General features: G+C 60.3%; 11 protein-coding genes. 1 reads left to right on the top strand and 10 read right to left on the bottom strand.

Annotated elements, in window-relative coordinates:
- Positions 1-4 precede the first annotated feature (4 nt).
- The 6 genes from glgA to D8U82_RS07705 form a co-directional block, all read right to left on the bottom strand.
- Positions 5-1,591, bottom strand: a complete 1,587-nt coding sequence (gene glgA, locus D8U82_RS07730; RefSeq protein WP_130901981.1) for a glycogen synthase GlgA — start codon at positions 1,589-1,591, stop codon at positions 5-7.
- Between the two features lie 590 nt (positions 1,592-2,181).
- Positions 2,182-3,135, bottom strand: a complete 954-nt coding sequence (locus D8U82_RS07725; RefSeq protein WP_130901980.1) for a D-2-hydroxyacid dehydrogenase family protein — start codon at positions 3,133-3,135, stop codon at positions 2,182-2,184.
- Positions 3,136-3,147: 12 nt separating this feature from the next.
- Positions 3,148-4,194, bottom strand: coding sequence for an alpha/beta hydrolase (locus tag D8U82_RS07720; RefSeq protein WP_125916206.1), 1,047 nt, complete (start codon positions 4,192-4,194; stop codon positions 3,148-3,150).
- Between the two features lie 86 nt (positions 4,195-4,280).
- Positions 4,281-4,715, bottom strand: coding sequence for a YqaA family protein (locus tag D8U82_RS07715; RefSeq protein WP_041480976.1), 435 nt, complete (start codon positions 4,713-4,715; stop codon positions 4,281-4,283).
- The gene (locus D8U82_RS07710; RefSeq protein ID WP_125926877.1) at positions 4,715-5,161 is read right to left on the bottom strand and encodes a DUF411 domain-containing protein; all 447 of its coding nucleotides are present in this window, start codon (positions 5,159-5,161) and stop codon (positions 4,715-4,717) included. Before D8U82_RS07710 ends, D8U82_RS07715 begins: the two co-directional genes overlap by 1 nt.
- A gap of 241 nt (positions 5,162-5,402) precedes the next feature.
- A complete protein-coding gene (locus tag D8U82_RS07705; RefSeq protein ID WP_125926876.1) occupies positions 5,403-7,394 on the bottom strand; it encodes a methyl-accepting chemotaxis protein in 1,992 nt (663 codons plus the stop codon).
- Between the two features lie 354 nt (positions 7,395-7,748).
- Here D8U82_RS07705 and D8U82_RS07700 point away from each other — a divergent pair, with 354 nt between their 5' ends.
- Positions 7,749-8,276: a hypothetical protein gene (locus D8U82_RS07700; protein ID WP_016774651.1), complete on the top strand. Its 528-nt coding sequence runs from the start codon at positions 7,749-7,751 to the stop codon at positions 8,274-8,276.
- Between the two features lie 45 nt (positions 8,277-8,321).
- On the opposite strand, the gene D8U82_RS07695 is transcribed toward D8U82_RS07700, so the two are convergent.
- Genes D8U82_RS07695 through D8U82_RS07680 form a run of 4 tightly spaced genes read right to left on the bottom strand, consistent with a single transcriptional unit; the run spans position 8,322 to position 14,114 of the window.
- Complete coding sequence (locus D8U82_RS07695) at positions 8,322-9,257, bottom strand: GNAT family N-acetyltransferase (RefSeq protein WP_125926875.1); 936 nt, start codon at positions 9,255-9,257, stop codon at positions 8,322-8,324.
- Positions 9,226-10,536, bottom strand: coding sequence for a phenylacetate--CoA ligase family protein (locus D8U82_RS07690; RefSeq protein ID WP_125926874.1), 1,311 nt, complete (start codon positions 10,534-10,536; stop codon positions 9,226-9,228). Before D8U82_RS07690 ends, D8U82_RS07695 begins: the two co-directional genes overlap by 32 nt.
- Positions 10,537-10,579: 43 nt before the next feature.
- Positions 10,580-12,982 (bottom strand): acyl-CoA reductase, encoded by a 2,403-nt coding sequence (locus tag D8U82_RS07685; RefSeq protein ID WP_130901979.1) that lies wholly within the window; start codon positions 12,980-12,982, stop codon positions 10,580-10,582.
- A gap of 1 nt (position 12,983) precedes the next feature.
- Entirely contained in the window at positions 12,984-14,114 is a 1,131-nt protein-coding gene (locus tag D8U82_RS07680; RefSeq protein WP_130901978.1) for an acyl-protein synthase, read from the bottom strand.
- Positions 14,115-14,122 lie beyond the last annotated feature (8 nt).

Below are 14,122 nucleotides of genomic sequence, written 5' to 3'. Positions count from 1 at the left end.
CTGGTTATTTGTGGCTGGCTTTACCCAACGCCTTGGCGACCAGTTGTTCGTAAAGTTCGGCGTACGGTTCAACCGCTTTGCTCCAGTTGAACGGTGCAGCCATGGCGCGGCAGCGCATGGCATTGAGCAGTTCCGGGAAGGCGAAGACCTTGAACGCGCGGCTCAGGGCTTCCTTGTAGCTATCAACGGTGGACTCATCGAAGAGGAAACCGGTGACGCCGTTTTCAATGGTGTCGGCCAGACCACCGGTGTTGCGCGCGACCGGCAGCGAGCCGAAACGCTGGGCGTACATTTGGCTCAAGCCGCAAGGTTCGTAACGCGAAGGCATCAGGAGGAAATCGCTGCCGGCGAACATGCGTCGGGCATCGGTCTCGTTGAAGCCGATGCGCACGCCGATCTGGCCAGGAAAGCGCAGGGCCAGTTCACGCATGGCTTGCTCTTCTTCCGGCTCGCCGCGACCAATGATCGCGATCTGACCACCGTTCTGCACGATGAACTCGGACACCGCTTCGGTGAGGTCAAGACCTTTCTGATAGACCAGGCGCGAAACCACGGCGAACAGTGGGCCGGCAGAGTCATTCAGGCCGAACAGCTCACGGACGTGGGCGGCGTTGACCGCTTTGCCTTCCCAGTCGCCGATGGCGAACGGGGCAAACAGGTGCGGGTCGGTCGCCGAATCCCAGCTCTCGTCGATGCCGTTCGGGATACCGCTGAGCAGGCCTTGCTGGGTCTTGGCGGCAAGGAAACCGTCGAGGCCACAGCCGAAGTCCGGGGTGGTGATTTCCTGAGCATACGTCGCGCTGACGGTGGTGATGTGGCTCGAATAGGCCATGCCGGCCTTGAGGAACGACATCTTGCCGTAGAACTCCATGCCTTCCTGTTGCAGGGCATGGGTGGGAATCCCCAGCTCTGGGCAGGAACCGAGGCTCGTCACGCCCTGGTAGGCAAGGTTGTGAATGGTGAACAGGGTCGGCGTGCGCTGCCCGCGCCAGTGCATGTAAGCGGGCGCGAGGCCAGCCGGCCAGTCATGGGCGTGCACCAGATCCGGGCGCCAGTGAATTTGCGCAAGATTGGCGGCGATGTCGGCAGCGGCGAGGCCGAGACGGGCGAAGCGGATATGGTTGTCCGGCCAGTCGCGACCGTTGTTGGCGCCGTAAGGGCCACCTTCACGCTCGTAGAGTTCAGGGCAGATCAACACGTAGATCACCAGGCCATCGGGCATGTCCATGCGTCCGATCTTGCAAGGTGGCAGCGCAGCGTGGCCACCCAGCTCGCCGATGATGTGAATCGGGTTTTCGCTGTGCACCACTTGCGGATAACCGGGAATCAGCACCCGCACATCATGCAGATGGGCCATGGCCCGGGGCAGGGCGGCGGAGACGTCACCGAGGCCGCCGGTCTTGACCAGATCGGCGATTTCCGAAGTCACGAACAACACTTTTTTCTTGTTGGGATTCTGGCTTGCTACCGGAGCAAGCGTCTTGGTGCCGGGTACGTTGATCTGTCGGCTGCCGGGAACACTGATGGTGCTCGATTCTCCAAGCGACTGGTGAGCACGCTCTCCCTGAATATCCAATGCCGCACTGATCATATGTATCTCCCGTGTGTGATCTGATTCTTGTCTCGAACAAGCTGTTTCGTGGCCAAGTCCTGTGGCCGGGCGCAAAGGCGCCACGCATCGGTGAGCAAATGCTGACCCAACACGCGCAAGCAGAATGGGTGGTGAGGCCGTTGCAAGGATTACACCAGTCGCTTTCGCCCAGTTGTTCTGATGACCTGTGGCGTGAAGCAAAAGTTTCGACTTTTTTTCGTCGGTATGACCGAGTGGTTTGGCCACTGAAAAATCAGTCTAGGCCAGATCCTAGAGCGGGTTAGGGCAAATGGGTAAATTGTTCGACAATCGGTTGTGTCGGGATGTAAGCGAGGGTTCAGGAGCGGAAACGCTCCGACGAAGGGCATGTTTTTCGGTCGGAGTGGGCCAAAACGGTGACTGGGTAGTCACGGTTTTGTGCTAGGGGATGGGCCGGTTGCACCGTTGTGGTGCGAGGGTATTTCAGAGCGGTATCTGAGATGAGACCTTCGCGAGCAGGCTCGCTCCCACATTGGAACGCGTACAACCTGTGGGAGCGAGCCTGCTCGCGAAGAGGCCTGTTGCAGCAACTGAACTTTAAAGTGATGGAATCAATTCAACAGACGCACCGGCTCCCCAGTTGCCCAACCCTGAATATCCTCGATCATCTGCCGGAAGAACTGCTCGTAATTCTGCCGACTGACATAGCCCACATGCGGCGTGGCGAGGACATTGTCCAGCGTGCGAAACGGGTGCAGGGCCGGCAAAGGCTCTTGCTCGAACACGTCCAGCGCTGCCCCGGCAATGCGCCGTTTCTGTAGCGCCTTGATCAACGCCGCTTCATCGACGATCGGCCCGCGAGCAGTGTTGACCAAAAGCGCGCTCGGTTTCATCCACTCCAGCGCTTGGGCATCAACCAGACCGCGACTGCGTTCACTGAGCACCAGATGCACCGACAGCACGTCGGCCTGCTCGAACAGTTGCTGCTTGCTGACGTACGTCACGCCGACCTGTTCCGCGCGTTCGGCGGTGAGGTTCTCGCTCCAGGCGATCACCCGCATGCCGAACACCTGGCCGAACTGCGCGACCCGCTGGCCGATGCTGCCCAAACCCAGGATTCCCAGGGTCTTGCCATGCAGATCGCCGCCGAGGCCCTGTTGCCACTGGCCGGCGCGCAAGGCATTGGCTTCCTTCACCAGATCACGGGTGGCCGCCATGATCAGCGCCCAGGTCAGTTCCGGTGCGGCATGTTTGTAACTGTCGGTGCCGCAGACCTTGATGCCCAGCGCTGCAGCGGCCGGCATGTCCAGCGCCGCATTGCGCATGCCGCCGGTGACCAGCAACTTCAGATTGGGCAAGCGTCCGAGCAAGTCGGCGTCGAAGCGCGTGCGTTCGCGCATCACGCAGATCACCTCGTACTGGCCGAGGCGCTCGGCCAGTGTCGCGTTGTCGGCCGGGTAATCATGCACAAAGGTCACTTCACCGATGCTCTCCAGCACGGACCAGTCGACCACGTCGCGTGCCACGTCCTGCCAGTCATCGATCACTGCAATCTGCACCGTCATCGGCTTACCTCATCATGGAGCGGAAGGAGTCTTGCCCAGCCAGCCGAGCAACGCCTGATGGAATTTCTCCGGTTCTTCCATTTGTGGCGCGTGGCCCATGCCCGGGAATTCAATCAGCGTCGACTGCGGAATCAACTTGGCGACCTGTTTGCCGAGCACCTCGTAGTGGCCGATTTTCGCTTTGACTTCCGGCGGTGCGAGGTCCTTGCCGATGGCGGTGGTGTCGGAGGTGCCGATCAGCAACAGGGTCGGCATCTTCAGGTCCTTGAACTCGTAGTAGACCGGCTGGGTGAAGATCATGTCGTAGATCAGCGCCGAGTTCCACGCGACCTGGGTCTTGCCCGGACCTTTGCTCAGACCGGCGAGCATGTCGACCCAGCGATCGAATTCCGGCTTCCAGCGGCCATCGTAATAGGTGGTGCGCTCATAGTCGCGAATGCCCTTGGCCGTGACCTTCAACTCACGCTGATACCACTGATCGACGGTGCGATACGGAACGCCGAGGGCTTTCCAGTCTTCCAGACCGATCGGGTTGACCATCGCCAATTGATCGACCTGCTCCGGGAACAGCAGCGCATAACGGGTGGCGAGCATGCCGCCGGTGGAGTGGCCGAGCACAGTGGCTTTCTGAATGCCCAACGCCTTGAGCAATTGCTGGGTGTTGGTCGCCAGTTGCTGGAAGCTGTATTGATAGTGCTCGGGTTTGCTGGAGGTGCAGAAGCCGATCTGGTCCGGCGCAATCACGCGGTAGCCGGCGTCGCTCAAGGCCTTGATCGAACTGTCCCAGGTCGCCGCGCAGAAATTCTTGCCGTGCATCAGCACCACGGTGCGGCCGTTGGCCTTGCCATTGGCGGCGACGTCCATGTAACCCATTTGCAGTTTCTGACCCTGGGATTCGAAGGCGAAGTGTTTAAGCGTGTAGGGATATTGAAAACCCTGCAGCTCCGGGCCGTAGGCAGGCCCTTCGGCGGGGGCGGTTTCAGTGGCCGCTTGCGCCATTAATGGCAGGGCAGCGCTGAGGACGAGGCCGGGCAGCCAGCGGGAAAGCGTGACGGACATAAGCACTAACTCCTTGAAAATTGGCCGACTCTGGAAGGTCGGGATTACGCCGACGTTAAACAAAGGCAATCACAGGAAGGGTTGGTTCAACCGAGCCAGCCCAGTGTCAGCAAGGCCAGCACGCCATAGCGCGCGCCTTTGGCCAGGGTGACGATCAACAGAAAGCGCCCGAGTGGTTCGCGCATGACGCCGGCAATCAAGGTCAGCGGATCGCCAATCACCGGCAGCCAACTGAGCAGCAGTGACCAATGCCCATAGCGCTCGTAGTGCTTGCGCGCCTTGGCCATATGCCGCGGACTGACCGGGAACCAGCGTCGATCCTGAAACCGCTCGATGCCACGGCCCAGCCACCAGTTGACCAGTGAACCGAGCACGTTGCCCAGCGTCGCTACCGCGAGCAAACCCCACAGCCAGTAACGCTCGCTGACGATCAGGCCGACCAGCAGCGCCTCGGACTGCAACGGCAACAATGTCGCCGCGCCAAACGCAGCAAAGAACAGGCCGAAGTAGGCTGCCCCCATCAACGGGCCGGGTAGCCCGCCACTACCACATCAGCGCCGTCCTTCTTCAGGCCGATGACCTGATACGCGTCGCTCATGCCGTCCATTTCCATGCCCGGTGAGCCCATTGGCATGCCCGGCGCAGCCACACCCAGCAGATCGTCGCGCTTGCTCAACGCAAGCACCTGATCGGCCGGCACATGGCCTTCAACGAATTTACCATTGATGATCGCCGTGTGGCAGGACGCCAGACGCGGTGGTACGCCGTGCTGCTGTTTAAAGCTGCTCATGTCGCTTTCGACGTGATCTTCGACTTTGAAGCCATTGGCTTCGAGATGGCTGATCCATTTTTTGCAGCAGCCGCAATTGGCATCGCGGTGCACTTCGATCGGGATCAGTTCGGCGGCTTGCGCCAGGGAGGAGATGAACAGGGCGCTCAGGGTGAGCAGACGCAGTTGGCTTCGCATGGGAATGGGCTCTCGACTCGGTGAAGGTCAGCAAGAACGCATTTTGACCGGTTTTTCCATCCCGGCATCAACTGAGTGTTTCCAGTTGCTACAAGATAGCCGAACCAATGTGGGAGCGAGCCTGCTCGCGAATGCGGTTGACCAGCCGCAGCTCCAGTGACTGAAAAATCGCTTTCGCGAGCAGGCTCCGCTCCCACAGGGGATTGGCGTAAAGGCCAACATCCCCGTGGTCGCGGTTGGCTTAACTGACCTTGAACCGCCCCATGATCGCGCTCACGCGGCTATTGGCTTCGAGCAGCTGGCGGGTATTCAGCTCGCTGGCCTGGCCGCTCTGCACCAGTTCATCGACCATGTGGCGGATCTGCACCATGCTGCGGTTGATCTCTTCGGTCACTGCGCTTTGCTGTTCGGCGGCGGTGGCGATCTGCGTGCTGAGGCTGTTGATGTGGCTGACCGAACCGGCCATTTCGTCCAGCCCCGAGTTGACTCGGGCGGTGGCGTCAGCGGCGGACTGGCAACTGGCCTGGGTGTTTTCCATGGCACTGACCGAGGAACTCACGCCTTGGGTCAGACGGGTCAACATCTCGTTGATTTCCGAGGTGCTGGCCTGAGTGCGGGCGGCGAGGGCGCGGACTTCATCCGCCACCACCGCAAAGCCACGACCCTGTTCACCGGCACGCGCCGCCTCGATCGCCGCGTTGAGGGCGAGCAGGTTGGTTTGCCCGGCAATCGCACCGATCACGCCGAGGATTTCGGTAATGCGCTGGGCGTCCTGCTGCATGTTTTCAACTTTGTGTGTAGCGCTGGCCACTTCGTCGATCAGCGCGACCACGCTGTTGGTCGCTTCACCCACCACGACGCGCGAGCGATCGGCGTTTTCATTGGCGCGCTGGGTGAACGCAGCGGTTTCAGCGGCATTCTGCGCCACGCTTTCAGCGGTGGAGCTCATCTCGGTAATGGCGGTGACAGTCTGGTCGGTTTCCGAAGCGTGACGCAGCAGAATCTGGCTGGTGTGCGCCGAAGTGCGCTGCAGATTATCGAGGCTGGAGGCCATGGCACCGGTGGCCTGGGTGACTTCGCCGATCATGTTCTGCAAATAGACGATGAAGGTGTTGACCGAATGGCCGATGGCACCCAGTTCGTCTTCGGCGCGAATGGTGATGCGGCGGGTCAGGTCGGCGTCACCGCTGGACAGTGAATCGATGTTGGCTTTCAGAGCCTTCATGCGTTGTACCAGTTTGCGAATCGCGTAAACCTGCAACAGCACCAGCAGGATCACCAGCGGAATCTGGATCAGGCTGAGACTGTTGAGCACATCGTCACGCTGGGCGGTGAGCATCTTGGTCGGCAGGGCGGTGGCGAGGAACCACGGTGTGCCCTCGATAGGGCGCATGAAGAAGGTGGCGTCTTCACCGTTGTTGTCGAACTCGACGCGTTGCGCTTTATCGCGGTTCTGCAGGCCGGTCTTGATCTGATTGATGAAGGTGGAGCTGGCCGCCAGTTCGCTGATGTTCTTCAGTACGATCGGACCGCTGATGCGCGAGCTGTTACTGATGATCTTGCCGTCAGCCTCGACGATGAGCATTTCGGCGTTGAGGTCTTTTTCCTTGCGCGCCACCAGGTCGTTGAAGAAGCCCAGGGTCACGTCGATGGTCGAAACGCCCCAGGCACTGCCGTTCTTGTAGATCGCCATGGCGCAGTTGGTGCGCGGCTCGGCACTCGCGTCGTCCTTATAGGCAGCGGCCCACGCGCACTGACCGCGCGGGGTGGCCATGCCGCCCTTGTGCCAGCTCTGGTCGTAGTAGTTCGGTGCGGCGTCGCTGTTCCAGAACGTATTGACCTTGAGCTGACCCGAGGCATCGCGATGCCAGAAGGTGCTGAACTTGTTGCGCCCGGCTTCGCGCTGGCCGGGCAACGGCCAGATACCGCCGCCAAAGACTTTCAGTTCGCCGTACTGATCCACCAGCCCTGGCAGCACCACGTCGATGGCGGCGCTGTCGAGCAGGGGGATGGTCTGGGTGATGCTGCGTTGCTGCGCCTGCACCTTGTTCAGTTCGCCCTGAATCTGCACGGCGACTTCGGCGATGCGGTTGAGCACGACCTTCTCTTCGGTATCGCGCAGAGTCGGTGCGACCAGTTGGCTGATGCCGACCACGGTGAGCACGGACAACGACAGGATGAACAGAATCAGAAACAGCGTGTAGCGAGCCTGAATAGTGCGCAGTGCGGGCATGGAACTGATCCTTGAGCGGCTTTTTTGTCGGAGGGCAGGAATAAAACAGGGCGGGTATCACAGCGTATCGTCGTTACGGGCGGAAGCTTTAGGTACTTGCGTGCCGAAAGAACTCAGGGCGATGACCGGTTGGTATCGGGATTGGTACATCCCCAGCAATCGCCTCAGTTGTTACATCTGGATGACGGCGCTGAAGCAATGTTTGCGGGCCTTAAGCTCGGTGTCATGAATGTACGAGATTTGTAAAAAAGCGCACAAAAGACTTGGTTTGATCAGGCGCGTCGGCCGATACTCGCGCCCATTCAATTGGTTGGAACAAGGACATTTCATGCTCATTGCACAAGGAATCCTCGCATGACGATCGGCTATACCGGCGCCTGGGAAAGCAAGGCGGGCGTAATGGTCCGTGATACCGGCGCGAAAAAGCAGGTTTCGCAGAGCGTCAAGGTGCAGCAGATGCTGACCCTGGTCGGCAACGATCCGAATGCGCTTAACGTCGCGGAGATGGACAAACAGGGTTTGCGCAAGCAGATCAAGGGCTTTGATCCAGCCAACGTCTCCGTCAAGCAGTTGGGCAACCTCAGCGAATTCCTGCGCGGGCGCGGCCTGATTTCCGAGATCACCTCGATCACCTTGCTCAATGCCGGCGACAAATTCGACCGCTTCGGCGTGCAGAAAGACCCGGAGGCGAAGTTCAACGCGCTGGAATATTTCGCCACGCAGCTCGATGCCATCCAGACCAACAGTCTCAATGGCAATTACTACGGCAAGAGCCTGATTCCCGAATTCAAGAAAGCCATTTACGTCCTGCAGAATCTCAAGACCTATGGCGAAGGCAATGCGGCAGTTCCGTCCGACAAAGGCCTGACGGCAAAGGCGTGACATCTGCCGATGAAGCCCGCTCATCCGTGTGCGGGCTCCGGCTGATTACACCGCAGCCATGGCTCGCCCAGTGAGTTGACGTTGTGCCTGGTCGTGTAACTGCTGCATGTGCGGGCAATGCAATGTCAGCTTGCGCGTGCGGTAGCCGCGATGAAACAACGTCAGCCAGCCTCCTCGATTGTCTTGCGCAGGCGCCAGACCGGTGAAAGCAAAACCGATGGCGTTAAGACTGTGCAGATCCACGGCAAACTGTCGGGACAGCTGCAAACGAATCGAAACCAGCCAGTGCCCGGGCAGCGTTCTCAGCTGATTGAGCAGTTCCGGTTCGAGTTTTTCCACGAGCATTTCATGGCGATTGCCGTGTTGTTCAACCTGAACCGAGGGCCCGCGCCAGGATGCTGCACTGGGAGAACAGCCAAACGCCGCCGTCATACGCTCCATGAACGCACGGTAGCGGGTTGGCCACGGCTGCTCCGGCAGCGGGCGCTGATAGCCGTCTATGGCGCGGACACCCAAGACGATCGACTCCGGTGTTTTGCCGCCAAAGGGTGAGCGGACATAGTCCGGCAACAGTCCGGTGTTATGAAAACCGAGACCGATAGCCATGCGTTGGGTATAGGGGTGGTGGGTGACCTGTTTGATCGAAACGCTGCGACAACCCAACGCTTGTGCATGAGTCAGCAGTTGCGCGCCCAGGCGCGTGGCAATGTTCTTGCCGCGGGTATCGGGATGTACGACGCTCAAGGCCAGTTCGGCATCGTGCGAGCTTTCGCTCTGCCGATACAAAGTGGCATGGCCAAGAATCCGCTCTCCCTCCACTGCAACCAGTGAGTGCCAGCGTTTGTCGGCGTGGTTCTGGTTGATCAGGCAGGGCAGGTAGACGTCGCTTTGCACGTAATGATCGCCATAGACCTCGCGAAACAGCTGGCTGACTGCCGTGGCGTCGGTGTCACGGTAATTGCGCAGGATCAACGCTTCCATCACGCACCTCCCTGTCATGTCGGTCGTAGCAGCGTAGATCGACGATCCGCAGGCTTTTCCCTGCGCGAGGATGGCGCGCAAGGTCCTCGAAGCGGCAGCTCTGTATACGCAGCTGCAATAACCCGGCGCCTCGCAGTTGTGGTATCTGCGGATACAGTTCGATCAAGCGGGCCTCGAGTCTGTCCTCGATGCGGGTCGATCTTTCGTTGACTACGTATTTCACCGTCAATAGATCCCTGCCGTCGTCGTGTTCGATCAATAACTGCCAATCGTTGCTGCCAGTGCTGCTCCGTACGCTTTCGCTGATTTCATCGGTCATCAGCGACAGAATGCCGACCCGCACGCGCTGACTGTTGCCGCTGCGACCCCGCAGGGCGAATTTGCGTTGTGCAGTGCCCGGCGGTTCGCGCCAGCACGCGAGATCTCCGACGGGATAGCGGATCAGCGGCATCAAACGGCGATGCAGATTGGTCAGCACCAGCAGACCGGTTTGATCGCAGGCCTCGATCGTTGCGCCGCTGTGCTGATCGATAATCTCCAGCAGTGCGTGACCGTCAGGTGTGCGATGTTCTCCTTCGATGCAGTCACGATGACTTGCACCGATGAATCCGCCATCGACGCTGGCGTAGCCGATCGAGGCAATGCGCGCGTTGGGCAGCACTTGCTCGAGAAGCTGGCGTTGCGAGGCAAACAGACTCTCCCCGCCATAAAGCACGCTATCAACCAAGGGCAGCGCAAGGCCGCGTTGGTCGAGCCAACTGGCGAAGGTCAAAAGTTGCGCAGGCAAGCCAGCCAACACGTTGATCCGGTGTTGCACGATGGCATCGGCCAGCATTGGCAGGTCGACTTCGCCGGTAAACGGAAACTCGGTGATAGGCGTTTCCACATGGGCCAGTGAATCGTGGATAAACAGGAAACTGGCGTAGAGGTCGCCAGCGAAGAACAGATTGGCGACACGGTCGCCGGAGCTGAATTGCTCGCTCAGACTGCGGCCGAAAGCTTCCACTGTGCGTTGCCATTCCGTGCGGGCATATACGGAGAGCCTGCCGCCGCCGGTTGAGCCACCGGTCTTGAAGACCAGGGCGTGGGCAATCGGTGCTGTCAGAACTGGCCATTGCGCCAGATCCGCGCTGTCTTTCCAGAAGTCTGCCGGATCAAGTAGTGGCAGTTCGCGCAGCGAGCTTATTGCCTCGGGAATATCGGCGAGGCTGTTCCTGTAGTAGGGCGAATGCTTGCGGGCAAAACCCGTCAATTCGCTAATCGGGTCGGTTGTTTTCACGGTGTATTCTTCTTGATTCGAATGAGCCAGCTCACGGCAAGCGTCAGCGGCGGGAGTCAATGACCAGCGGCGTCTTGCCGCTGTGTTTGTTTTGAACGAAGTGCTCGGGCGGGCATTGTTCGATCTGCAGCACCAGCAATCCGCTGTCGACCACGGTCATCAGGGTCAGGTAATCGGCGAGACGGTGTTTAGCGATGTCGGCTGCAAGTTCGCAGTGCAGTTGCATGCGCTCGACGCCGTCAGCGCTGTGGTCCAGCTGCAACTGAAACGGCACTTGCAGCCGCGACGCCAATTCGCTCAGGGAGATGAAGTCAGTGCCGATGCGCAACAGCTTGCCGTGGCGTTGCAACAGCTCGAAGCGTGGCGACGTCAGCCCGCAGGCGCAGACGCCCGGCAGCCAGCGCCCGGTGTCGCCAATCTCATAACGCTGCACGCGCTGGCCCCCTTCACGGGCGAGCGAGGTCACCAGCAGCCGACCGACTTGATCCTCGACCACCGGCACATCCTCATCGAACGCGACGATTTCCAAGTGCTGGATCGCGTTCATCAGATGGAAAACGCCATCCGCCGAAGCCTTGCAGGCATGGCCTAGCGGGCCGGCATCGACGCTGCCGTAGATCGCCGAGCGAATGCTCGAGACGCCACAACTGCGCAGCAATGCACGGTTCTGCTCGCTCAGGTGCTCGCCACCGAGAAAGACTTTTTCAACCCCGCCATAAGCGCGCAGCCGCTGCTGCTCATTCAAAAACAGGCGATGCAGTGTGGCGGGCATTCCCACCAGGACGTTGACCCGTTGGTCGATGATCAATTGAGCAATCTCCCGATAATCGTCATCAGCGGGGGCGGCCATGGGCAGGTGCGTCACCTCAAGCAATTCCAGCGCTTTGCTGAAGCTGAGAAAACCGCCGTACAGCCCGCCACAGAAGAACAGGTTCATGACCCGATCCCGCGCCGGATCAAGACCAGCGGCGAACAGACCGTCAGCGGTTGCGCGCATCTGTCGATCAAAATCGCGATAGCTGTAGCCGGCCAGAGCAGGGGTGCCGCTGCTGCCTCCGGAGCGGAAATACAACTGCGCCTGATCGTTGATGGGCTGGGCGACGAAGGCCTCTTTGTTCATGATCGCAGCGCACGACTTCGCCGCGAGTAGCGGTAAATCGAGACTGGCCTGATTCGGCAGTTGCGTGGCCGCCAGACTCACCGATACCCGCCGACTCAAGCGTTGCAGCGCATAGACGCCGTCATGGGGTTCGCCTGCGTAACCGTCGTGAATGCTGCCGATCGGTGCGATACGCGTGACCCCGGCGGCGATCAACGCATGGGTAAGCTCGGCAATGCGCGGTTGCGCACACATCAGCGCGCAGCTTTGCAGGACGTTGCGCCACGGCAACAGGGCGGCAGTGAGCAGTGCCTGCGGCAGCGGGTGCAGCAGTACGCTGCGAAACAGCGGTGAAGGCGCGAGTTGCCGCTCATGGCTCCAGATCACCCGCCAGCCCGGGCCGCTCCACACTTGCCCGGTGTGTCCGGCGAAACTCTGGCCGAGGCGGGCCATCTGCGTGTGCGTGGTAATTTGCGAGGCTTCCTGGATTGTCGGCACCAGTGCCGGCCATTGCGTGGCGCGTCGTTGCAGGGCCTGCGCCAGGCGTTCACCGATATCGCGCAAAACCTGCGGATCGTTGCTGTCCACCAGCAGCCATTGCGGGCTGGAGCAGGCCTGCTGATCCAGTCGGCAGACTTCATCGGCGACGGCATCAAGCGCCTCTGGCGTAGCCGATTCCGGGGTGAGATACACGAAGCTGATGCGGTGCCCCCAGTCGATCCAGCGACAACCCGGCACCAACTGTTGCCGAATCGCTTGCAAGGCCGCTTCGCCACCCCACGCTGCAACGCCGTTGGCGGGTTTGCACAGCTTGCCGATCTGCTCGGTGCTCGCTGGAATCACCGCCACATGTCCGGCCAGTTGTCCGCTGGCATCGCAGTCGACCAACGCGCGCAACAGTTGCGCCGTCAGGCCTTGATCGCTGCGGCTGGGGCGTAACCAGTTGACGTTGCCGGCGAGCAGACTTTCCACCACCGCGCAGAACGCGAGCAACGGCGCGTTGGCCGGAGTGATGTGCACCACCAGCCCGAGCGGACGCCAGGCTTCGAAGCGTGGCTGGCGATAATCGAAACGACGCAGGCAATCGGCTTCGGCGCCCAATTCCCGCTCGCGTTTGTAGGCTAGCGCTTCGGGCTGGCAGAAATCGATCAGGGCCTGCCGCTGCTCGTTATCGAGGGGCAGATCCGAGTGCGCGTCATGCAGTTGCCGGGCAAATCCCGCGACTGCATTGATGACTGTGCGGCTGTCGAGGGCCCTCGCCAAGTGTTGCGGCAACGCCTGTTGCAGGTCTTGCAGCGCTTGGTCGAGGCTATAAGCGTGGTGCAGTTGTCCATTGATCAAATACATATCAGTGACTCCCCATTAATTCGGCGGCGGCCATTGCGCAGCTTCTGCCCGCCGTGGTCCCGGCGCGGCCGTGCAGTTCGAACCAGTCGCTGGTCAATCCACAGCCGCAACTTGCGCCCGGGTGCAGCGTGGCAAGGTCGCTCATGACCACGGCGTGGGCCGGGCTCGATGAGATGTAAGGCGAGACGAAGCCGAGCAGGCCTTGTTGGCCATAGGGCAGCAGGGAAAAATCCGCCGGATCGCGAATCAGCACTCGCGAATACACCGGCACATGAAAGCGGTGACGGGCGCATTCGATGTAAGGCACGGCGTGCTCGACAGCACCGTAACCATCGCGGCAGCGGGCCGGTTCGATGCCCAGTTGCCGATGGATATGGGCGTAAAACTGTTGTTTGGGAATTTCCTGCGCAGCCTGGGTTTTCCAGCCACCGCCAAAAAAGGCCAGCGAACCGGCGGGCAATTGCACATCTTGCACAGCGGTAGCCTGCATGCGTTGCAGGGTCTGCCAGAGAAACGCCGGGAAGCCGAAAATCCGTACCGGCAAGCCTTCTTCAGCGAATGACTGCAAGGCGGAGATCACGCCGAATACATCGAACTGATGGCCGCGACCAGTGTTACGCAAGGCGTAGACCACGCGATTGACCGGGGCAAACCGACAGAGAAACTGGTCGGTAAACGAGGTGCCCAAGGTGATGCGTCCTTCGGGTTCGTAGCTCAACAGCAGGTAGTTGCACGGACTATCGGGAGTGTCCCAGGCGTAATGGCGGAAGATCTGCGCAACCATGAACTGCGCGCGAGCCAGGCTGCGTTCGTCGTAACGCATCCGGCTTTTCTGCCCGCTGGTGCCCGACGAAGTCAGTTCAAGGGCGTCTGCGCCGGTGCTGCTCAGCAGCAGGTGTTGCTTGAAGAAACTGGCAAAGATCGGCGGCAGACGCGACCAGTCATTGAGATTGTCTAGGTCCTGCGGCGTCAGTCCATGGGCGTTGAGCCAATGGGCGTAACCCGGGGTGTGATCGCAGTGAAAGCGGCTGATTTCAGTCATCGCCCGATCAAACAGACCGGGCGCGGCTGAATCCGCGCAATAGGGTTGCTTCAACGCGCACAGCGCGTCGGCATAGGGTAGGTGAGTCATCAGTGTTC

The sequence above is a fragment of the Pseudomonas sp. Sample_23 genome (assembly GCF_004307595.1).
Lineage (GTDB): Bacteria > Pseudomonadota > Gammaproteobacteria > Pseudomonadales > Pseudomonadaceae > Aquipseudomonas > Aquipseudomonas atacamensis.
This window is presented reverse-complemented; position numbering and strand designations above follow the sequence as displayed.

What these genes read in the sequence shown, in the direction of transcription:
- glgA (WP_130901981.1), bottom strand. Translation starts at nt 1,591, where the DNA reads ATGATCAGTGCGGCATTGGATATTCAGGGAGAGCGTGCTCACCAGTCG.
- D8U82_RS07725 (WP_130901980.1), bottom strand. Translation starts at nt 3,135, where the DNA reads ATGACGGTGCAGATTGCAGTGATCGATGACTGGCAGGACGTGGCACGC.
- D8U82_RS07720 (WP_125916206.1), bottom strand. Translation starts at nt 4,194, where the DNA reads ATGTCCGTCACGCTTTCCCGCTGGCTGCCCGGCCTCGTCCTCAGCGCT.
- D8U82_RS07715 (WP_041480976.1), bottom strand. Translation starts at nt 4,715, where the DNA reads ATGGGGGCAGCCTACTTCGGCCTGTTCTTTGCTGCGTTTGGCGCGGCG.
- D8U82_RS07710 (WP_125926877.1), bottom strand. Translation starts at nt 5,161, where the DNA reads ATGCGAAGCCAACTGCGTCTGCTCACCCTGAGCGCCCTGTTCATCTCC.
- D8U82_RS07705 (WP_125926876.1), bottom strand. Translation starts at nt 7,394, where the DNA reads ATGCCCGCACTGCGCACTATTCAGGCTCGCTACACGCTGTTTCTGATT.
- D8U82_RS07700 (WP_016774651.1), top strand. Translation starts at nt 7,749, where the DNA reads ATGACGATCGGCTATACCGGCGCCTGGGAAAGCAAGGCGGGCGTAATG.
- D8U82_RS07695 (WP_125926875.1), bottom strand. Translation starts at nt 9,257, where the DNA reads ATGGAAGCGTTGATCCTGCGCAATTACCGTGACACCGACGCCACGGCA.
- D8U82_RS07685 (WP_130901979.1), bottom strand. Translation starts at nt 12,982, where the DNA reads ATGTATTTGATCAATGGACAACTGCACCACGCTTATAGCCTCGACCAA.
- D8U82_RS07680 (WP_130901978.1), bottom strand. Translation starts at nt 14,114, where the DNA reads ATGACTCACCTACCCTATGCCGACGCGCTGTGCGCGTTGAAGCAACCC.